General features: G+C 48.2%; 16 protein-coding genes. 8 read left to right on the top strand and 8 right to left on the bottom strand.

Going from position 1 to position 20,491, the window contains the following annotated elements; translation table 11 throughout:
* Both EL268_RS15750 and EL268_RS15745 read left to right on the top strand, forming a co-directional pair.
* Window positions 1-843, top strand: a complete 843-nt coding sequence (locus EL268_RS15750) for a MetQ/NlpA family ABC transporter substrate-binding protein (RefSeq protein ID WP_106655162.1) — start codon at window positions 1-3, stop codon at window positions 841-843.
* 27 nt (window positions 844-870) lie between these two features.
* Complete coding sequence (locus tag EL268_RS15745) at window positions 871-1,410, top strand: GNAT family N-acetyltransferase (RefSeq protein ID WP_106655163.1); 540 nt, start codon at window positions 871-873, stop codon at window positions 1,408-1,410.
* A gap of 31 nt (window positions 1,411-1,441) precedes the next feature.
* On the opposite strand, the gene EL268_RS15740 is transcribed toward EL268_RS15745, so the two are convergent.
* Window positions 1,442-1,876 carry a VOC family protein gene (locus EL268_RS15740; protein WP_106655474.1) on the bottom strand — a complete coding sequence of 145 codons (435 nt, stop codon included), beginning with the start codon at window positions 1,874-1,876 and terminating at the stop codon, window positions 1,442-1,444.
* A gap of 75 nt (window positions 1,877-1,951) precedes the next feature.
* Entirely contained in the window at window positions 1,952-2,854 is a 903-nt protein-coding gene (locus EL268_RS15735; RefSeq protein ID WP_106655164.1) for a glutamate biosynthesis transcriptional regulator GltC, read from the bottom strand.
* A 124-nt stretch (window positions 2,855-2,978) separates the two neighbouring features.
* Between EL268_RS15735 and gltB the strand changes: the two genes are divergently transcribed.
* Both gltB and EL268_RS15725 read left to right on the top strand, forming a co-directional pair.
* Window positions 2,979-7,592, top strand: a complete 4,614-nt coding sequence (gene gltB, locus EL268_RS15730) for a glutamate synthase large subunit (RefSeq protein ID WP_106655165.1) — start codon at window positions 2,979-2,981, stop codon at window positions 7,590-7,592.
* 152 nt (window positions 7,593-7,744) lie between these two features.
* A complete protein-coding gene (locus EL268_RS15725) occupies window positions 7,745-8,215 on the top strand; it encodes a YfbM family protein (RefSeq protein ID WP_232030486.1) in 471 nt (156 codons plus the stop codon).
* 59 nt (window positions 8,216-8,274) lie between these two features.
* On the opposite strand, the gene EL268_RS15720 is transcribed toward EL268_RS15725, so the two are convergent.
* Window positions 8,275-8,577, bottom strand: coding sequence for a glycine zipper domain-containing protein (locus tag EL268_RS15720; RefSeq protein ID WP_371863596.1), 303 nt, complete (start codon window positions 8,575-8,577; stop codon window positions 8,275-8,277).
* A gap of 118 nt (window positions 8,578-8,695) precedes the next feature.
* Between EL268_RS15720 and EL268_RS15715 the strand changes: the two genes are divergently transcribed.
* The gene (locus tag EL268_RS15715; RefSeq protein WP_106655167.1) at window positions 8,696-9,118 is read left to right on the top strand and encodes a VOC family protein; all 423 of its coding nucleotides are present in this window, start codon (window positions 8,696-8,698) and stop codon (window positions 9,116-9,118) included.
* Between the two features lie 76 nt (window positions 9,119-9,194).
* On the opposite strand, the gene EL268_RS15710 is transcribed toward EL268_RS15715, so the two are convergent.
* The 3 genes from EL268_RS15710 to EL268_RS15700 all read right to left on the bottom strand — a co-directional run bounded on the left by EL268_RS15710 (window position 9,195) and on the right by EL268_RS15700 (window position 13,152).
* Complete coding sequence (locus EL268_RS15710) at window positions 9,195-10,523, bottom strand: GntP family permease (RefSeq protein ID WP_106655168.1); 1,329 nt, start codon at window positions 10,521-10,523, stop codon at window positions 9,195-9,197.
* Window positions 10,524-10,548: 25 nt separating this feature from the next.
* Window positions 10,549-12,090 (bottom strand): gluconokinase, encoded by a 1,542-nt coding sequence (gene gntK / locus EL268_RS15705; protein WP_106655169.1) that lies wholly within the window; start codon window positions 12,088-12,090, stop codon window positions 10,549-10,551.
* A gap of 195 nt (window positions 12,091-12,285) precedes the next feature.
* Complete coding sequence (locus tag EL268_RS15700) at window positions 12,286-13,152, bottom strand: MurR/RpiR family transcriptional regulator (protein WP_106655170.1); 867 nt, start codon at window positions 13,150-13,152, stop codon at window positions 12,286-12,288.
* 171 nt (window positions 13,153-13,323) lie between these two features.
* Here EL268_RS15700 and gnd point away from each other — a divergent pair, with 171 nt between their 5' ends.
* On the top strand, window positions 13,324-14,220 hold the full coding sequence (gnd, locus tag EL268_RS15695) for a phosphogluconate dehydrogenase (NAD(+)-dependent, decarboxylating) (protein WP_106655171.1): 897 nt from the start codon (window positions 13,324-13,326) through the stop codon (window positions 14,218-14,220).
* A gap of 61 nt (window positions 14,221-14,281) precedes the next feature.
* On the opposite strand, the gene EL268_RS15690 is transcribed toward gnd, so the two are convergent.
* Window positions 14,282-14,986 (bottom strand): MerR family transcriptional regulator, encoded by a 705-nt coding sequence (locus tag EL268_RS15690; RefSeq protein WP_106655172.1) that lies wholly within the window; start codon window positions 14,984-14,986, stop codon window positions 14,282-14,284.
* Window positions 14,987-15,163: 177 nt separating this feature from the next.
* Here EL268_RS15690 and EL268_RS15685 point away from each other — a divergent pair, with 177 nt between their 5' ends.
* The gene (locus tag EL268_RS15685) at window positions 15,164-16,429 is read left to right on the top strand and encodes a class I SAM-dependent methyltransferase (protein WP_106655173.1); all 1,266 of its coding nucleotides are present in this window, start codon (window positions 15,164-15,166) and stop codon (window positions 16,427-16,429) included.
* Between the two features lie 2 nt (window positions 16,430-16,431).
* A complete protein-coding gene (locus EL268_RS15680) occupies window positions 16,432-19,017 on the top strand; it encodes a metallophosphoesterase (protein ID WP_106655174.1) in 2,586 nt (861 codons plus the stop codon).
* A gap of 52 nt (window positions 19,018-19,069) precedes the next feature.
* Here the strand turns inward: EL268_RS15680 and EL268_RS15675 are convergent, their stop codons facing one another.
* Window positions 19,070-20,482 carry an alanine/glycine:cation symporter family protein gene (locus EL268_RS15675; RefSeq protein WP_106655175.1) on the bottom strand — a complete coding sequence of 471 codons (1,413 nt, stop codon included), beginning with the start codon at window positions 20,480-20,482 and terminating at the stop codon, window positions 19,070-19,072.
* Window positions 20,483-20,491: the final 9 nt, after the last annotated feature.

The raw sequence follows: 20,491 nt of genomic DNA, 5'->3' as shown, positions 1-20,491 counted from the left end.
ATGGGGAAAAAGAGTCTCGGAATGATCGTTGGATTATTTACCGTAGTTAGCATGGCAGTTGCAGGGTGCTCAACATCAGCTTTCTCTAGTAACAGCACGGGACAAGCGACTGAACCGAAGACAGAAGTCACCTTGAGAGTCGGTGCTGCCCCTGTTCCGCATGCTGAAATATTGGAGTTCATCAAGCCGAAGCTCAAAGAGCAAGGGGTGAACTTGGAAGTGGTCGTGCTAGACGACGAGGGTCAACTGAATCCTGCCTTAAAAGAGAAGCAAATCGACGCGAATTTTTTCCAGCACGTGCCGTATTTGGATTCGGTCAAAAACGAACAAGGCTATGATTTTGTCGCCACGACCAAAGTTCACGTAGAGCCAATCGGATTTTATTCGGACAAATTAGGATCGAAGGACGAAATCAAGGAAGGCGCGAAAATCGGCATCCCAAACAATCCGTCCAACGAATACCGGGCGTTGATTCTGTTACAAGAACAAGGCTGGATCAAGCTAAAAGAAGGTCTAACCAATTACGCCGCAACTCCGAAAGACATCACAGATAATCCGAAAAAACTGGAATTCGTAGAAGTAGAAGCAGCTACGTTACCCCGCGTGCTGCCCGATCTCGCGGGAGCCGTCATCAATACGAATATCGTTCTCGAAGCAAATCTTGATCCGAAAAGTGCCTTGTTTCGTGAAGGTGCGAATTCACCCTATGCGAACGTAATTGCGGTGCGAAAAGGAGACGAGAATCGGGAAGAAATCAAAAAGCTGGACGCTGCTTTGACTTCATCCGAGGTCAAAAAGTTCATCGAGGACAAATACGGAGTGGCCGTCGTGCCCGCCTTTTAACTCATCGAATGGGAGTGCGCGTGAAACATGAAAGGAATCCACATAGGCGATCTATGCATTCGTAACGCAAGAGTCGAGGACTGCGATCAGATTGAGGAGCATCTGCTCGAAGCCTACCGGCAATATGAGCAGCATTTATCCGCTGTGAAATGGGAGCGATATAAAGAAGAAATCAGGCAATCCGTGGCAAACAGTAGGACTCTCGCTTTCATCGTGGCAGAATTGGACAGCGAAATAGTAGGGAGCGTTCAGCTTTTTGGTTCCTCGGAAGACGCTTATGCCAAACCAGAACTCGGGATACATTCGCCGATTATACGATTCTTGGCAGTTTCACCGAAAGCGAGGGGCCATGGTATTGCGGCACAGCTGATTGCGGAAAGTATCCATCGCACGCGGAGACTAGGAGCAACGACGCTTCATCTCCATACAACAGACATGATGGCATCCGCAATCAAATTATATGAGCGCCTGGGATTTACGCGAGCCATAGACAAAGACTTTTCAAACGGGGAGACACTTGTGAAAAGCTATTGGCTGCGACTGAATGAAGATACACAAAAGTCCTGATGCATCTGTTCATCAGGACTTTTTCTTTCGCTTACTCTGTTTGGAACGAAGCGAGAATCTCCAGGTAGTGTGCATTGTACATGATGCCGAGGACATTCCCAAATGGATCAAGGACAGAAGCCGTTATGAATCCGTCACCACGCTGGATCAGGGGTTCGTACTCTCTTGCTCCCATAGATAACAGCTTATCCAGTACGGATTCGATATCGTCGACGTGCCAGTACATCACAACGCCACCCGGACCAGGTACCGCAGCAGTTGGTGCGAAACGGCGATCAATGAGGCCTAGTTCGTGCTTGTAGTCTCCAATGCGAAACTCGACGTAGGCGAGCTGTCCATCCGGTCCAGAGCGTTCGAAGTACGGCGCAATGCCCAGTAGTTCCGTGTACCACTTTTTTGCCGCCTGCATATCATCCGCCCAATAACTAATCGTAGCAAAGCCCCGCAAGGTTTGGTTGTGACTCATCATCGAAGTTCCTCCTTCAAATGGTTGGTACTTCCGATTATAAGGTCTGACTACTGACAACTGTCTGTCAGTAGTTTAACTGTACTTACTCAGTACATCAAAAAACTCTTTCAGAAAATGATAAAAGAGCTTTTCAGAAGGGGGAAGCTCACGGTTGTTGGGGATGATAATGCCCACTGTTCGCGTCACCAATGGCTCGCTTATCGGGATTTTCACTGTCTCACGGGGAACGTTATCCGTTAACGTAAGCTCTGGCAATAATGTGACGCCCAAGCCTGCCGCCACCAATCCTTTAATGGCATCGATGTCTTCCCCTTCAAAAGCAACTTGAGGAGAAAAGCCCATTTGCGAGCAAGCATTGACGGCGATATTGCGGAGGATGAAACCGGGTGGAAACAACACAAAAGTATCTTCCTGCAACTGACTGAGACGCAAGCTAGGCTGTTTGGACAGCGGGTGCTTCGCGGGCAGCAGTGCTACGATATTTTCAGCGAAGAAGATATAGCTGCGCACATTTTTTTCCTGAGTGGGAACAGGTCCAAGAAAAGCCAAGTCAATTTCTCCGTTGATGACCGAGTCGATCAGCCCCTGATAAGAACCTTGCTTCAATTGAAAGCCGATGTCCGGATACCGGGCTCGAAAACCGGAAATGACTGTCGGCAGGGGATTGGCGGCGAGGCTGCTTGTAAAGCCAACTCGAATCGTACCGCGTGACGGGTCAAGAAACTCTTCGATCTTTTCTTTTGCCTTCTCGATTTCATTCATCGCCATTTCGACGTGCTGCAAAAAGATTTTTCCAACAGCCGTCAGCTTGATATTGCGACCTTCGCGGAGGAACAACGACACACCGAGCTCCTCCTCCAGATTGGCGATTTGCCGACTGAGGGCAGACTGGGCGACGTGCAAATGATGTGAGGCCTCGGTGAAGTGCTCTCGTTTGGCAACCTCGATGAAGTATTGAATCTGTCGTAGCTCCATGAATACCCCCACCTTACCTATTTATCTCGATTTGAGATAGATTTTGCATAAATTATATATTGTTTGTATCGTTTCACTCAATCTAAAATGTACATACCAGAGAGAGCAAGGAGAGTGGAGATACATGACGACACAAGGAATGCCTGCTAAGCAAGGTCTGTACGATCCGATTTTCGAACATGACGCTTGCGGAATTGGTTTTATTGCCAACTTGAAATCGAAATCGACGCATGATATGGTCCGAAAGGGTCTGAAAATTCTGTGCCAACTGGAACACCGCGGCGGCCAAGGCAGTGATCCGGAAACGGGAGACGGTGCAGGGATCTTAACGCAAATTCCACACGCGTTTTTCAAAAAGACCTGTAAAGAGCTGAATATCACGCTGCCGGCGCAAGGCAAATACGGCGTAGGTATGCTGTTTCTTCCGATGGATGAGGCGAAACGGCAAAAGTATGAAGATCAGCTGGAGGCGATTGTTGCAGCAGAGGGACAAAAGCTGCTCGGCTGGAGAACCGTTCCTGTCGATGCGACGAAAATCGGCAAAACGGCTGTAGCGAGTCAGCCTTATGTCCGCCAAGTATTCATCGGAGCCAGCCCGAATATACAGGACCAACTGGCATTTGAGCGGAAGCTGTATGTCATTCGCAAGCAGATGGAACGGGCAGCAGGTACTGATTTTTACGCCGCCTCCATGTCTTCGCGTACGATTGTCTATAAAGGTTTGCTCACACCAGGACAACTGGATGCTTTTTATCTTGATTTGCAAGATAATTCTTACACTTCTGCCTTCTCAGTCGTTCACTCGCGTTTCAGCACGAACACATTCCCGACATGGGAGAGGGCACACCCGAATCGTTATTTGATTCACAACGGGGAAATCAACACCTTGCAAGGAAACATCAACTGGATGATGGCTCGTGAAAAAATGTTCCAGTCCGAGGCGTTTGGTGCTGATTTGGCAAAAGTAGTACCAGTCATTGATATGGCGGGCAGTGATTCGGCGATTTTGGATAACTGCGTGGAGTTTTTCTCGCTGGCAGGCCGTTCCTTGCCGCATGTCGCGATGATGATGATTCCTGAACCGTGGGATCAGGATGAGCGAATCGACGAGAATAAGAAAGCTTTTTACGAGTATCACAGCTGCCTCATGGAGCCGTGGGATGGTCCAACAGCTATTTCTTTTACGGATGGCAGACACATCGGCGCGATTCTCGACCGAAACGGATTGCGACCAGCGAGATACTATGTGACATCAGATGATACGATTATTTTCTCATCAGAGGTTGGTGTTCTCGAAGTACCAGATGAAACGATTGTCCAGAAAGGACGGCTTAGCCCTGGAAGGATGCTGCTTGTCGACCTCGAGGAAGGCAGAATCGTATCTGACGAGGAAATCAAGCAAAAAATCGCAAGCGAACAGCCATATCGGGAGTGGGTGAAAGAAAACCTGCATGCTATCGAGGATTTGCCGGCAGCAGGTCGCACAGAGGAGCTGCAAGGAGATAGCCTGCTTGCGCACCAAAAAGCATTTGGCTATACACAGGAGGAAGTCGACAAGGTACTTGCCCCGATGGTGGCTGAACAAAAAGATCCCATTGGTTCGATGGGCGTAGACACACCACTCGCGGTATTGTCTGATCGCGCACAGCTTTTGTACCACTATTTCAAACAGTCATTCGCCCAAGTCACGAATCCACCGATTGATGCGCTGCGGGAGGCTTGCGTAACATCGACCCATACTGTGCTTGGCGCGGAAGGAAACCTGCTGGTTCCGGATGCGAGCAATTGCCGCAGAATTCGTCTGACCAATCCTTTGATCTCCAATCAAGAGCTGGCGAAGCTTCGCGCGAACCCATACCAAGAGTTCAAGGCGAAAACATTGTCGATACTCTTCCCGGCGCAAGGGGGCGAACAGGGGCTAGAGCTGGCACTTGATCAATTGTTTGCTTCGGCGGATGAAGCGATTGCTGCTGGCTACACCTTGCTGATTTTATCAGATCGCGGGATGAATCAAGATTTGGCTGCGATCCCTGCCTTGCTGGCTGGAAGTGGACTTCACCATCATCTCGTCCGCACAGGGACACGTACGAAAGCGAGCATCATTATAGAATCCGGTGAACCGCGCGATGTACACCAGTTTGCCATGCTGATTGGTTACGGGGCCGACGCGATCAACCCATACGTAGCCATCTCAACGGTACACAATCTGGTTGTATCGGCTAAGCTGAAGGATCTCACAAGCGACGAAGCAGTCGAAGTGTACCTGCAAACAGCCGTAGAAGGTGTCGTAAAAGTCATGTCCAAAATGGGTATTTCGACTATTCAGAGCTACCGTGGCGCACAAATTTTTGAAGCGGTGGGCATCCATTCTGCCGTCATCGATCGCTATTTTAGCCGTACTCCTTCGCAGATTTCGGGGATCGGACTGGATGTGATTGCGCAAGAGACTTTGATTCGCCATGCGAAAGCATTTTTGCCAGAGCATTCCGAGGAAGCATTGGAGGCAGGCAGTGATTTTCAGTTCCGCCGTGACGGTGAATTCCACCTGTTCAATCCGAAGACGGTTCATGCCCTGCAAAAAGCTTGTCGGGAAGGCAGCTATGAGCAGTACAAAATCTATGTGGAGCAAGCGACTGCCCAGCAATTCGTAGCCCTGCGGCATTTGCTCGATTTCAAGTCCAATCGACAACCGATTCCGTTGAACGAGGTAGAATCTGTTGACTCCATCGTTCATCGTTTTAAAACGGGGGCGATGTCATACGGCTCACTTAGCAAGGAAGCACATGAGACCTTGGCGATCGCGATGAACCGTTTGGGTGCGAAAAGCAACAGCGGGGAAGGCGGCGAAGATTCGGCACGTTACATTATAGATGAAAACGGAGATTTGCGACGCAGTGCCATCAAGCAGGTCGCATCAGGACGCTTTGGCGTATCCAGTCATTACTTGGTCAATGCCTCTGAGATCCAGATCAAGATGGCACAGGGAGCAAAGCCGGGCGAGGGAGGTCAATTGCCAGGGAGCAAAGTCTACCCGTGGATTGCCGAAGTACGCGGATCAACTCCAGGTGTAGGACTCATTTCACCGCCGCCTCATCACGATATTTATTCAATCGAGGATTTGGCACAGCTGATTTTTGACTTGAAAAATGCGAATCCGCGTGCACGAATCAGCGTGAAGCTCGTTTCCAAGGCAGGAGTCGGAACGATTGCGGCTGGTGTGGCGAAAGGTCTTGCAGATGTCATTGTCGTCAGTGGTCACGATGGCGGCACAGGCGCTTCCCCAAAATCAAGCATCAAACACGCAGGACTGCCATGGGAGCTCGGTCTTGCTGAGACACATCAGACGCTCTTGCTGAACCAGTTGCGCGACCGTGTGGTTCTGGAAACGGATGGCAAACTGATGACGGGACGCGATGTTGTCATTGCAGCTTTACTCGGTGCGGAGGAATTCGGCTTCGCTACGGCACCACTTGTTTCCATAGGGTGTGTCATGGCTCGCGTATGCCACCTCGATACATGCCCAGTGGGTGTGGCGACACAAAATCCCGAGCTGCGCAAACGGTTTAAAGGCGATCCGCAGCACGCCGTGAATTTCATGCGTCTCGTTGCCCGCGAAGTTCGTGAGATCATGGCAGAGCTCGGCTATCACTCCATCGAGTCAATGGTCGGTCAGAGCCATGTGCTGAAGATGAGCGACAAGGCAAAAGAACACTGGAAAGCCAAGCACGTTGATTTGTCTGCGCTCTTGTTCCAACCGGATGTATCCGAGGAAGTGGGCCGCTATCATCAACGCAACCAGGATCACAAGCTGGAAGAAACGCTGGATCGTCAAGAACTGCTCAAGCTGTGCAAGCCAGCATTGAATAAACAGCAGCAGGTAGAGGCAAAGCTCGCCATCACCAATACAAATCGCGTGGTGGGTACGATCTTGGGCAGCGAGGTAACCAAACGCTTTGGCGAGCACGGTCTGCCGGAGGATACAATCCGTCTGCATTTTACTGGCTCGGCAGGACAAAGCTTCGGGGCATTTGTTCCACGAGGGATCACGCTTCATCTCGAGGGAGATGCGAACGACTACGTAGGAAAAGGATTGTCGGGCGGCAAAATTACGGTCGCACCATCGAAAAAAAGCAAATTCGCTCCCGAGCACAACATGATTATCGGAAACGTTGCGTTCTACGGAGCGACGTCTGGTGAGGCGTATATCAACGGGATGGCTGGTGAGCGATTCTGCGTTCGCAACAGCGGCGTGACTGCAGTTGTTGAAGGAGTAGGCGACCATGGCTGCGAGTATATGACAGGAGGACGCGTCGTCGTTCTCGGCCCCGTCGGCAAAAACTTTGCAGCAGGCATGTCAGGCGGTACTGCCTACGTCCTGGCTGAGGATAAAGAGAGGTTTGCTGCGATGTGCAATCAGGAGATGGTACTCCTGGAGACACTGGAAGATCAACGGGAGATCGCTCGAGTCAAACGCTTGCTGGAAAACCACGTCAGCCACACAGGCAGCCGTCATGCACAAGCTTTGCTCGATGAGTGGGAACATACCGTCAAACAGTTTGTCAAAGTCATTCCAAAAGACTACAAGCAAATCGTCTCCACGATGGAGGAGTTGGAGAAATCCGGCATGAAGCGCCAAGAGGCGATTTTGGCAGCTTTTGAAATGAGCCAAAAGAAAGGCGATGCAAAAGCACCGAAAAAGAAAGCACCCGACCAATCCTTTGTTTCTGTGGGGAAATAAGGAAGATGGCCGATGACTTATTTTGTGAGTCGTCGGCTTTTTGCTTTTGTTGCGACGCGGTAGGGGATTGGGAAGTGGAAGAAACTTTGCTATGATGATGAGTAACTCGAAAAAAGAACATTTTCAAAGGTGGAGGAGGGATCGCAGTGGGCATGTGCGGCAATTACATGATAGCAAATGACGAGATGATCGATTCATGGATTGCAGGGACGATCGATTTATATGAGGTAGAGCTAAAAGAAGAGGATATGCTGGATATAGATAAAACCTGGCAAGCCATTCCCTTTACATTGTGCGGAGAACTGATGGATGGAGAGCCGCCTTTTTGCTACGTGGTACCATTACTAACGGACCAAGCAGCTGAATTCGGGGAGTTTGGCGCATTCTATTTACATAGTGAACAGGTAAAAACAGCGTATGAGGCTATTGCCAATATGACGGAGTCAGATCTAAAAGAAAAATATCATTTTCCTACCTTGTTGGAAAATGATGTATACCCACTTCATGAGGAAGATGAAGCGGAAGGATTTTTCGCGTACATGTATCTTCATTTTCAGTTCATTCAAGCATTTTTCAAGAGAGCAGTAGCGCAAGGGAAAGGACTCATTTTCTACATCAGTTAATGGAAAGAGGTGCAGGTTTGCCCCTGCACCCTGTTTTTCAAACCTAGAAGAAGCTTGTTTTATTCTGTTCGGTCTCTATCGGCATCATTATTCACAACATTATTCACAACATTATTCGCAACATCCCACGTGTCATTGCCATCAGCCGCCACATTCTCTCCCATTTCGTTGCCAAGTGCACCCCCGGCAACAGCGCCTGCAATGGTGCCGAGCGGGCCTAAAATAGAACCTACAGCAGCACCTACTGCCGCACCGCCAACTGTTCCTACAGCTTCAGCAGCTCCATTGCCTGTCAGGTTTGCTTCTACGTTGTCAACAGCATTGTTGTCATTGCGTTCGTTGTCAGTAGCCAAGATTGTCACTCCCTCGATTAGTGTTGGGAAGCTCTGCTATATCAAACGTGCAGCCCCAAGGCATAGGTTGCCCCAAACCATTCATTTCATTCCAAAAATAACCTTGAAGTCTGGAGGTATTGAGATCATGATTCAATCCATCGTTCATATCGCTTTAGTCATCAAAGATTATGATGAAGCTATTGAGTTTTACACCAAGAAGCTCAACTTTACCTTAGTGGAAGATACGTATCAGCCAGAACAGGATAAGCGATGGGTTGTCGTATCTCCACCTGGTTCGGTCGGAACTACGATCTTGCTTGCAAAAGCATCCAAACCTGAGCAAGAGCGATTTATCGGGAATCAGGCTGGCGGGAGAGTTTTTCTCTTTTTAAACACAGACGACTTTTGGCGAGATTATCATGAGATGGTCGCAAGAGGAATCCACTTTGTGAGAGAGCCAAAAGAACAGCCGTATGGAATGGTGGCGGTCTTTCAGGATTTATATGGCAACCTGTGGGATTTGCTAGAGCTGAATGAAGATCATCCGATTGCCAAGCGAATGAAGTAGCGAGTTACCCAGCTAGTCAAACAAACAGGTCTTCCCTCCAGCGATGTGGATGGAAAGACCTGTTTTTCATTTCGTGTTACACGATATAGGACAGTCCCATGATCAAGATGATTGCCACAACAGAAAGAATGGTTTCCATCATTGTCCATGTTTTCAGTGTATCTTGCACAGACATATTGAAGTATTCCTTGATCAACCAGAATCCGGAATCATTTACGTGAGACAGAATCAGCGAGCCTGAACCTGTTGCCAGTACCAAAAGCTCTGGGCTGGTTCCAGGGATTTGCATCGCGATCGGACCTACGATACCGGCTGCCGTCATCATAGAGACGGTCGCAGAGCCAGTCGCCACACGGATCAAGGCCGCGATCAGCCAGCCCAGGAAAATAGGGGAGATCGCAGATGCAGTAGCAAGCTCGGCAATATAGTCACCCACACCACTGTTCAGCAGTACTTTGTTAAATGCGCCACCTGCGCCGATGACGAGCAAGATTGTCGCGGTTGGGGCCAAGCAATCATTTGTGAATTTGAGAATATCGTCTTTGGTAAAACCACGGTTGAACCCGAGCGTCCAGAAGGAAACAATCACGGCAATCAATAGGGACGTAATTGGGCTTCCGATAAAATCAGCCCATTGGCGAATCGTATGTTCTTTTGGCAGAGTCACATCCGCAACCGTTGCAGACAACATCAACAGCACAGGGAGCAGGACGGTGAAGACAGTGATTCCAAAGCCAGGCAAATCACGCTCGGATTTAGGCTCCGCCAACTGGGAAGCCAGCTCTGGAGAGATGCTGGTCTTGACACGTTTGCTAATCCAACTGCCGTAGATCGGTCCGGCAATGATCGCGGAAGGCAGCGCGACAATGATCGAAAGCAAAATTGTTTTACCCACGTCCGCTTGGAACAGATCGACAGCAGCCATAGCAGCAGGGTGTGGCGGAACGATCCCGTGAACGATGGAAAGACCGGCTACGAGCGGAATTCCAATTTTGACAAGGGAGACACCTGTTTGTCTGGCAATCGTAAACACGAGTGGAATCAAGAGAACAAAACCAACCTGGAAAAATACCGGAATTCCTACGATAAACGCTACAAACATCATGGCCCAGTGTACGTTTTTCTCACCGAAGCGGTTGATGAGAGTACGGGCAATGCGTTCGGCACCGCCAGATTCTGCCATCATTTTGCCAAGCATAGTTCCCAAGGCAAGCACGATCGCGATAAAGCCGAGAGTGCCACCCATCCCATCCTTGATTGAATCCACAACTTTGACAAGCGGCATGCCGGATGCGATTCCCACAAATCCAGCGGCCAATAACAGTGCGATAAATGGGTTCAATTTGAAGCGAGTAATGAGAACGAGCAGGAAGATGATGGACAGCAGTGTAATGACGAGTGGCATGATGAACCCTCCCTAGTTGTTGTCTCTAGTTGTTCAACCTCTTTTGGAATTCGGCTATCAGCTTGTACTCTTCCAGCAGGTTGTAATAAACACGCTCGTATATATAGAAAAGCTCCAAATAGACACTGGATCGTTCCAAATCAGGCTCATGGCGATGGGAAATATGAATCATCTTTTTCACATCTTGCAAATGATCCATTGCCCCCAATGCATGCATCGCCAAGAGAGCGGCACCAAAGCTCGAGCTTTCATGACTCTCAGGAATCAGAACCTCATAGCCGAACATGTCGGACATTATCTGGCGCCATTCCCGCGAGCGGGCAAAACCACCCGATGCACGAATTTCCTTGGCTCCACCTGCCAGATCGCGCAGGGCGATACCGATGCTGTATACGCTAAACAAGATTCCTTCGAGAACAGCTCGGATAAAATGCTCGCGTTTGTGATGGAGGCCGATACCGAAGAAGGAGCCTCTTGCTTGCGCGTTCCAGTACGGAGCTCGTTCGCCGGACAAGAAGGGGAGAAAGAGCAACCCGTCTGCACCAGCTCGAACATGCTCAGCAGCTTGGATCATGACTTCATAGGGATCAACGCCGAGCTGTTTGGCTTTTTCCACTTCGGGCCAGCTGAATTCGTCACGGAACCAGCGAAGCATGATCCCACCGTTGTTCGATGGTCCGCCAATGACCCAATGGTTTTCCGTCAGCACGTAGCAGAAAGTTCGTCCTTTTGGATCGGTGATCGGCTCTGGCACGACTGTTCGAACAGCGCCACTCGTGCCAATGGTGATGGCAACTTGTCCGTGATCAATGGCTCCGATGCCGAGGTTTGCCAAAACGCCATCGCTGGCACCGACAACAAAGGGCGTATCTGGATCGATCCCGATCTCTTCCGCATAACGAATCTTCATTCCTCGCAGGATATGAGTAGTCGGTACAGGTTCACTGAGATGTTGTTTGGAAATGCCTGCGACTCGCAGCGCCTCCTCATCCCAGTCAAGCTTTCTCAGATTGAACAGCCCTGTAGCAGAAGCGATAGAGTAATCGACGATATACTCACCAAAAAGCCGATAAATGACATACTCCTTGATCGAAATAAACTTGGCTGCCCGGCGAAACGTATCTGGCAAGTTCTCCCGGAGCCACATGATTTTGGGCAGTGGAGACATGGGATGGATGGGAGTGCCCGTCGCTAAGTAAATCTGATGACCGACACCGTCTGCTTTCAGTCGATCTGCTTGTGCCACGCTTCGATTGTCAGCCCAAATGATGCTGTTCGTCAGGGGATTGCCACTCGGATCGACAGCGATCAGACTGTGCATGGCAGTAGAGAAGCCAATACCACCGATTTCGCTTTTGGCAATGCCTGCATGTTCCAGTGCTTGTTTCAAAGCCTGGATGACAGCAGCAAAAATCGTCTCCGGCTCTTGTTCAGCCCAAGACGGCTGGGGAACGAGTAGCTGATAATCGATATTACCCGTACCGCGGATGGCGCCGGAAGGAGTAAAAACAATGGCTTTGGTACTGGTTGTTCCGATATCAAGTCCAATAAAGTAGGTTTGCGTCATAGATGTCACCCCTAATTGAATACGCTTTCAACGTGTTGTCATGGAGATAACGCGATTATATCGAAATTTTTTTCATTTGTTAAGCATTAAGAAAAAAATTATTTCATTATTGAACACTTCTCGCGATGCTTGTATGATTTGCATTTTTCTCCTGCAAGTTGCAAGAGGAGGCGAGCAAAAGAAAAAACGCCTGATTTACAGGCGTTTGAGTGAGATGGCTTCGCGAATGTGCTGGATATTGGCAATCGTATCATCCTGCCGACGTAAGGATACGGCTACATAGAGCAGATCAATTAAGCTGAGCTGAGCAAGCCTGGACGACAGAGCTTCTGTGCGAAATACCGTTTCGCGTGAAGTCGTGTACAAGCACATGTCTGCGAGACGCACGATTGGAGATTTCCCATAGCTCGTGATGCCGATTGTTTTTGCTCCGGCTTCCTTGGCAACCTGCAGGGCTGCCAAAATATCTTTATTGGAGCCAGAGTGGGAGATGCCTACGACGACAGCACCTTCGGCAAGCAGAGAGGCGGACATTACTTGATAGTGAGCATCAGAATGATAGAGACAAGGGATGCCTGTCCGCATAAATTTGTGGTACGCATCCTGTGCGATGACGGCTGAGCCTCCCGAGCCATAAAACTCGATCCGGCTTGCGTTTTCCAAACAGGAGACGATTTTCATTAACTCATCTTTATTGATAATCTGCTGCGTATCCCGAATCGTCTCGATATTCGCTGTGAAAATTTTTTCAGCAATCGCACTGACGTCATCGTCGTCGAGATTGATTTCTTGGTGAATCGTTTGCTTAGGATTCGTGACTTCACTCGCCAACGCGATCTTGAATGCTTGGTAGCCGCGAAATCCAAGCCTGCGACACAGACGAAAAACAGTAGCATCCGCACACTGGCATTGGTCGGCTAGCTCCGTGATAGAGAAGTGAATAATTTCACTGGCATGCTCCAAAATATAGTCGGCGATCTGTTGTTCTTTCCCGCTTAGTTGCGTGTAGATGGCGCGTAATTGTGTGAGCACCCGAGGAGCATGCGGGGTGGAAGCGTTCATCAATAAGTACCTCCTAACGTTCCATTGTGAATCTGTACTGATAGTATAAGGAAAATCAAACTCCTTTTCATAGGTTCGAAAAAATTTTCTTCATTTTTGATGAAAGATGAAAATTTTTGTCTTATAATACGTGGTAACGGATATGATCCAAAAAGGAGTGACGTTCACGATATGAAACTTGCGATCCTCGGATTAGGAAAAATGGGGTACAATCTGACGCTTAATTTGCTCTCGCATCAGCATGAAGTCGTAGCCTATGATGTAGATTCTACGCGTGCAGAAGAGTTGAGTCATGAAGGCGCGATTCCAGCATTTTCAGTGGAGGACGCTGTGGCGAAGCTGCCGACCCCTCGCGTAGTATGGCTGATGGTACCGGCAGGAGAGATTGTGGATCAATTGGTTGATCAACTCTCTGCCTTGCTTGCTGCAGGAGATATCGTCATTGACGGTGGCAACTCTCATTACAAGCAATCGTTAGATCGCTATGCTCGCTTAAAGGAGAAGGGCATTCACTTCATGGATGCAGGAACGAGCGGAGGCATGGAGGGAGCGCGCCACGGAGCATGTATGATGATTGGTGGCGATCGGGAAGCATTCACTCATATCGAGCCGATGATTCGCGACATTAACGTTGAAAACGGGTATTTGTACGCTGGGGAAGCGGGCAGCGGCCACTTCTTGAAAATGATTCATAACGGGATCGAGTACGGCATGATGCAGGCGATCGGGGAAGGCTTTGAGGTACTTGCGAAAAGCCAGTATAACTACGATTTTGCTGAAGTCGCACGCGTGTGGGCAAATGGTTCCGTCATTCGAGGCTGGCTGATGGACTTGACAGAGCGAGCTTTTCGAAAAGACGCCAAGCTCGATGAAATCCGTGGGGTCATGCATTCTTCCGGAGAAGGAAAATGGACGCTGGAAACAGCGCTGGATCTACAGGCAGCCACACCCGTGATTGCGATGTCCTTGCTGATGCGTTACCGTTCGTTGGACGAGGATACGTTCCACGGAAAAGTGGTGGCAGCCTTGCGCAATGAGTTTGGCGGACATGCCGTAGAAAAGAAATAAATGATGCAACAGAGGATGAGCGATCTTAGCTCGTCCTTTTTTTATGGCTAGTTGCTCGCTGTCAAACGAGCTTCAGTACCTCACACAATTCAACCAACCGCCTAACTCCGTACATTTGATGACGATTCCGATCGTGAATGCTTCTGATGGCATCTGCCGTCACTTTTTTGGCCTGCACAATACTTTGATTTTCTACTGCTTGTACAATTTCTTTCATGTTCGCTAAAAAATACACCGTATTGCGTAAGGTGCGGATAAGCAAAATTTTTCGTATATCCACTGGATTGAACTGGCGGTAGCCATTCTCAGGATCTCGTGGCAGTACCAGCAAGCCTTCTTTTTCCCAGTGGCGAATGGCAGACGTTGTGACGCCTGTGTAAGCAGCGACCTCACCAATCGTCATGCGGCTTCTCCATTTTTTGTTTGGAGGCAAAGGGAGATCGAGATTTTCCAATAGTTCGAGTGTTTGGTCTGCTGCTACCTTCTCCTGTTGGAGGTTGGCCTGTTCTTTATTCACCAACCAAAAGGCAGTATTCATATCCGCTTTTTGAATCGATCGAAGGACTTCACAGGTGACAGCGACCCCAAAGCCGGGAAACATGGCGCGCAGGCAACGAAAATAGGCAAGATGGATTTCTGTATAAAGTCGATAACCATTGGCTGCACGATCAGGAGCAGGAACGACTCCCCATGATTCATAATGGCGCAAAGCACTCGTGCTAATATGTAGCTCGCGAGCGATCTCAATCGGCTTGTAATAAGGCATCTGACGCACCTCCCGCTGGTTTGTTATCGCGGATTTCACTATACCAAGAACAGCATGTTGAATCAAATACTTCTGTTAATGGAAAGGTCGTAATACTTTTACCCTGTTCAGCATGAGATGGAAAGGCGAATATTGTCAGTAGGTATTCATTCTTCTTTTCCAGAGGTGAGAAAACGCATGGCCATTGTTCAGCTGCGATCAGAGAACCCGGATTTTTCGTACATGATCAAGAAAAATCCGAATTCCGGACTGAGTTTACGATCCATTCGAAAAGGCATCGCTTACGGGTGGTTTTCCAATACAGATACATATAACGTTTACTTTAAAGATGCAGATAATGAGGTTTCCTACAAACAGTCCGAACAGGAGCATTTTGAATATTTGAATGTTTCCCGGTACAATACACCCTTGTTTCCGTTAAATGCGATCAGTGAATTTTTTTCCGCTCCGATGAAGCAACACGATGAGCGGGATGCAGAAGGGTATGAGCATGTTTTTTTCATCAACATGATTCACATCGAACGGCTGCTTTATCTGACATTTTTTGAGAAGCACCTCAAGGACTTCACCTTTGAACTCAAACACCACGCCGATAAAAGCTACGCTTTGACCATCACAACCAGAACGAGTCTGCATCAGCTTCTCCACGTCGTGAGCGTACTCTGCCTTTTCTTGAGTATGTTTGGAAAAGAGTACATGGATATTTCCGATAACATTCTGGATAAATACATCAAAAGCATCCATGTCATCGACGCGCCTTTTTACATACGAAGCCTGTTTGCACGCAACTTCCTGACAACCAGAGAGCGCTATCGCAAGTACAAGACCGAGATCGAAAAGACGAATCGCTACCCCATTCATTTGGAATATGGCAGCACCGGTTTGCAGAGAAGGAATTACATCGCGAGTAAGCTTCCTTTTACCAAATCGATTGTAGATATCGGATGTGGGGAAGGTTTTTATGCAATCCCGTTCGCTACCAGGCTGCCGCAGTATTACTATGCCATTGATATCGATGAACAATCATTGGGATTAGTCAGACGCAGGGCCGAGGAAAAAGAAATCTCGAATCTGATTTTGTTCCGCTCGCTTGATCAGTTTTTACAGGATTACAACGGCGAGCAGGTCGATGTCATTTTGACTGAGGTCATTGAGCATATGAGCAAAGAGGAAGCGAGAGCCCTCATCAAGCAAATCTGCAGCCGATTGGATTTTGATCATTTGATCATTACGACACCGAACTCGGATTTTAATCAGTTCTATGAGCTGGAAGGCTATCGCCACGACGATCATAAATGGGAAATGGGACAAGAAGAGTTCCAGGCATGGATGACCGAGATCATGGAAGAAGCCGGGGTACAGGGGCAGTTTGTGTCCATTGGTGACGGCGTGAACGACATCCACACCACACAAGGCGTCATTCTTCAGAGAAAGGGGGCGTAACGATGCTGATACAGACACAGGTTCACACGATTTTTATGCTCGTCGGTCCCACCGAATGTGGGAAAACGACTTTTGCCCAGGAAGTACTCATGCCGAGGCTTTCTTTTGAAGATGAACAAAAAAATGTAAAAGCAAATGTCCAATACATTTCCTCGGACAGCATTCGCCAGGAGCTGCTGGGCCATGATTACGACAAGTACGATCAGGTGATGCTGGAAGCCAGCGAACAGGCATTTCAGCTCCTGTTTGAAAAGCTGCGCTTGGTGACTTCGTTTCCGATCAACGCCGAATTCGTGGTCGTCGATACTACAGGGCTAGCAGAAGACTTCCGCTCGAAGGTCCGCGAAATTGCAGCAGAGAACAATTACCGCCTGGAAGTGATCCTCTTTGATTATCGCAATCGGGAAGATTACTACGCATCCGAGCGGTCAAAAAAACTGATTACGAACCATATTCTCCGGTTGAAGCAAGAAGTGCTCCGGGCGTTATCCAAAGAAGGATACCACAACATTCACCGGATACGGCACAAAGATTTTTACTCACTAGCAGATGGGGCGGCAAATCCTCGTTATGAGGTCGTGATCGAAAATAAGGAAGCCTATCTGGCTACGATCCTTCCCAAAGATCAAACATACATCATCATCGGAGACATTCACGAATGCGTCCGCGAATTAAAAGGTCTCCTGCAAAACTACGGATTCAAGCTTGAGGAAAATCGTCTCATCTCGACTGACAAGGTGCAGCATACCAAAATCATCGTAGCAGGGGACTGGATCGACAAAGGAGCGCAAACCAGGGAGATCATCGAGTTTCTATACGAGAATCAACAGCATTTCTTGTTTGTTCGAGGGAATCACGAAAATTTTGTCTACAAGTACTTGCGCAAGGAACTAAAAGGAGTAGACCCGCAGCTACTGGATACTTATTTTGATTCCACACACGTCCTGGAAAAAGACGCTGAATTAACAGAGATGTTCAATCACCTGTATGCGCTGGCTCAGCCGTTTTATCGATCTAACGCACTGACTGGCCCGTCCTATTATGTAACACACGCTCCCTGCAAAAAGAAGTATATTGGGAAGCTTGATGCGAATTCGATGCGGCGCCAACGCAATTTTCGGATAGACCGAACAGCTTCATTGGAAGAGCAACTCGCATTTTTAACGGTTGAAGCGGTCAGTAACCATCCATACCATATTTTTGGACATATCGCGGCACAAAAAACGTTTCGCTTAAAGAACAAGCTCCATCTCGATACCGGCTGTGTGCACGGAAATGCTTTGACCTCTGTCGTGATCTCACACAAGCCGTTTTTCAAGTCGTTTCAGTCTGAGCATCGGGTAATGACAGAGGAGCTGCCGATCTTGTTCCATGAAGAAAAACAAGTATCCATGGGAGATTTGGAAGAGGAAGAACTCCGTCGACTCCGTTACTGCTCGCAAAATAAGGTCAATTTTATTTCTGGAACGATGCCTCCGGCGGATAAGGATGAGGCGACTCAGGAACTGGAGTCGTTGAATGCGGGGCTGGACTATTTCGCGAATCGAGGCATTCATCAAGTCGTGTTGCAGCCGAAGTACATGGGTTCGAGATGCAATCTCTATCTCCATCATGATCGCGACAAATGCTTTGCGATCAGCAGAAACGGTTATGCCATCAATCAGGTTGATTTGACACCGATTTATGACAAGCTATATGCAAGATTTCGCGAATACATGGAGCAGAATGAAATCGCGATGCTCATCTTGGATGGCGAATTGTTGCCGTGGAGTGCAATAGGGAAGGGCTTGATCGAAAAGCAGTTCAAACCAATTGAATCCGCGTTGCGGAGTGAATTTGCATTTTTGCAGGAAAATGGTTTTGAAGAGGCGCTTCACCAGCTCATTCGCAACTATGACGAGAGCGGCTTCGAAAAAGACCAGTTCCACCTACCAAAGAGTGCCCTCACGGAAAAATTCGGCTCGAGCTTGTATCAAAACTATAAGTACTTGCGAGAAATCAAAGAGAGTTACGTTTCTGTCGACAAGCATGTGGAGGCCTATCACATTTACCAAAAACAGCTTGAGCTCTATGCAGGAGAAGGGGAGCTTGCCTACAAGCCTTTTACTATTCTAAAAGCCGTCTATTTGAATGGGGACGAGCAATTGCCCGATTGGAAAACATCCGAGATGTATCACTTCGTAAATGACGATCATTTTCTTGCCATCGATTTGTCTGAGCCGAATGCGTATGAACAAGCGGCTCGTTACTTTTCCACGATCACACTGGAAAACAAGATGGAAGGCATCGTGATCAAGCCAGAGTTCATCCATCAGAAGGTCGTGCCTGCCATGAAGGTACGCAATCCGGAGTACTTGTCGATTATTTATGGCTACGACTATCGTTTCCCACACAAGTACCGCAAGCTTTTCAAGCAGAAAAATATTGCGCAAAAGCTCAAGACTTCGATGCAGGAGCACAGGCTGGGTGAGCGGATGCTTGGTTTCAAATTCGATGACATTTCTCCAGAAAATACGGAGTATCAAAAAGTAGTCGCAACGATGCTCTTTGAAGTGGCGAAGGAAAAAGAAATCGATCCGCGCTTGTAAATAAAAAACGAGAAGCCGCTACCACACAGGCTTCTCGTTTTTATTCGTTGAGCTATTTGTTGGAGGAAGGAGTAGCATCCCAGGCTTCAATATTATCGAGACCTTCAATACTGTCCTTGTAGAACACAGGATCTTTTCCTGCTTTTTTCTGTACCAAATAATCATGTAGCGCAGCATACGCGATTTTCGATAACATGGCAATCGCAATCAGGTTGACAATGACCATGAAGCCCATGAACAAATCGGCCAAATCCCATACGAGCTGTACCTTTGCCACTGATCCGAACAACACCATAGCGAGTACACTTAAACGATACAGCAATAGCCATGCTTTGCTTGTCTTTAAAAACTCGATGTTGGTCTCGCCGTAATAGTAGTTCCCGATTAATGTACTGAAGGCGAACAGGAACACCATAATGGCAAGGAAGCCAGAAGCCCAAGAACCGATATGAATGCTCAGTGCTGCTTGGGACAGCTCAATGCCACTCAATCCTTGTTGCGTGTAGGCGCCGGACAGCAAAATGATGAAAGCTGTGCTTGTACAAATCACGAGGGTATCGAATAGAACACCGAATGCTTGAATCAGACCTTGCTTCACTGGATGGCTTGTCGTTGCTGTAGCCGCAGCATTTGGCGCACTACCCATACCAGCTTCGTTCGAGAACAATCCACGCTTGATGCCGTGCATCAGGGCTGCACCCAGGGTACCACCAGCGAATTGCTCGAACCCAAACGCGTTTTTCACGATCAACGCGATCAATGCAGGCATCTCGGAAATGTTCATCATCACAATAAACAGGGCCATTCCGATGTACAATACAGCTAATACAATTACGATGTACTCAGACATTTTCGCAATGCGTTTCACACCACCAAAGATGATAGCTGCAAATGCGATCGTCATGATGATACCAAGTATCAAACGATCTGTCCCAAACGAATTTTCAAAAGCAATCGTAATCGTGTTGGATTGCACGGCATTAAATACGAGACCAAACGATAGGGTGATAAGGATAGCAAACAAGGCGCCCATCCAACGTTTGTTCAGCCCTTTTTCCATGTAATAAGCCGGACCGCCACGAAAACCGTTCTTATCCTTGATTTTATAAATCTGAGCGAGCGTACTCTCAACAAAACTGGATGCCGAACCGATAATCGCAATGACCCACATCCAGAAAACGGCGCCAGGACCACCTAATGCGATCGCAATGGCAATCCCCGTAATGTTCCCTGTGCCGACACGAGCGGCCATACTAATAGCGAAAGCTTGGAAAGGGGAGATGCCTCCATCGTCTTTCGCTCTTCCTTCTTTAATGGAACGGATCATGTCCGGCAACATACGTACTTGCAAAAATTTACCACGGAAGGTAAAGAACAAGCCTAACGCGATTAGCATGACAATGATAATATAGGACCACAAAAAATCGTTTATGGAAGCTGTTACATCCAGTAGGAATTGTTGCATCGTGTCACC

Origin of the sequence: Brevibacillus brevis, from assembly GCF_900637055.1 — a bacterium.
Lineage (GTDB): Bacteria > Bacillota > Bacilli > Brevibacillales > Brevibacillaceae > Brevibacillus > Brevibacillus brevis.
Note: the sequence above shows the minus strand (reverse complement) of the source record. Positions and strands in the feature narration are given on the sequence as shown.

Bases quoted from the DNA above. Each gene is read 5' to 3' on its own strand.
- EL268_RS15750 (WP_106655162.1), top strand. From the start codon at position 1: ATGGGGAAAAAGAGTCTCGGAATGATCGTTGGATTATTTACCGTAGTT.
- EL268_RS15745 (WP_106655163.1), top strand. From the start codon at position 871: ATGAAAGGAATCCACATAGGCGATCTATGCATTCGTAACGCAAGAGTC.
- EL268_RS15740 (WP_106655474.1), bottom strand. From the start codon at position 1,876: ATGAGTCACAACCAAACCTTGCGGGGCTTTGCTACGATTAGTTATTGG.
- EL268_RS15735 (WP_106655164.1), bottom strand. From the start codon at position 2,854: ATGGAGCTACGACAGATTCAATACTTCATCGAGGTTGCCAAACGAGAG.
- gltB (WP_106655165.1), top strand. From the start codon at position 2,979: ATGACGACACAAGGAATGCCTGCTAAGCAAGGTCTGTACGATCCGATT.
- EL268_RS15725 (WP_232030486.1), top strand. From the start codon at position 7,745: ATGTGCGGCAATTACATGATAGCAAATGACGAGATGATCGATTCATGG.
- EL268_RS15715 (WP_106655167.1), top strand. From the start codon at position 8,696: ATGATTCAATCCATCGTTCATATCGCTTTAGTCATCAAAGATTATGAT.
- EL268_RS15710 (WP_106655168.1), bottom strand. From the start codon at position 10,523: ATGCCACTCGTCATTACACTGCTGTCCATCATCTTCCTGCTCGTTCTC.
- gntK (WP_106655169.1), bottom strand. From the start codon at position 12,090: ATGACGCAAACCTACTTTATTGGACTTGATATCGGAACAACCAGTACC.
- EL268_RS15700 (WP_106655170.1), bottom strand. From the start codon at position 13,152: ATGAACGCTTCCACCCCGCATGCTCCTCGGGTGCTCACACAATTACGC.
- gnd (WP_106655171.1), top strand. From the start codon at position 13,324: ATGAAACTTGCGATCCTCGGATTAGGAAAAATGGGGTACAATCTGACG.
- EL268_RS15690 (WP_106655172.1), bottom strand. From the start codon at position 14,986: ATGCCTTATTACAAGCCGATTGAGATCGCTCGCGAGCTACATATTAGC.
- EL268_RS15685 (WP_106655173.1), top strand. From the start codon at position 15,164: ATGGCCATTGTTCAGCTGCGATCAGAGAACCCGGATTTTTCGTACATG.
- EL268_RS15680 (WP_106655174.1), top strand. From the start codon at position 16,432: ATGCTGATACAGACACAGGTTCACACGATTTTTATGCTCGTCGGTCCC.
- EL268_RS15675 (WP_106655175.1), bottom strand. From the start codon at position 20,482: ATGCAACAATTCCTACTGGATGTAACAGCTTCCATAAACGATTTTTTG.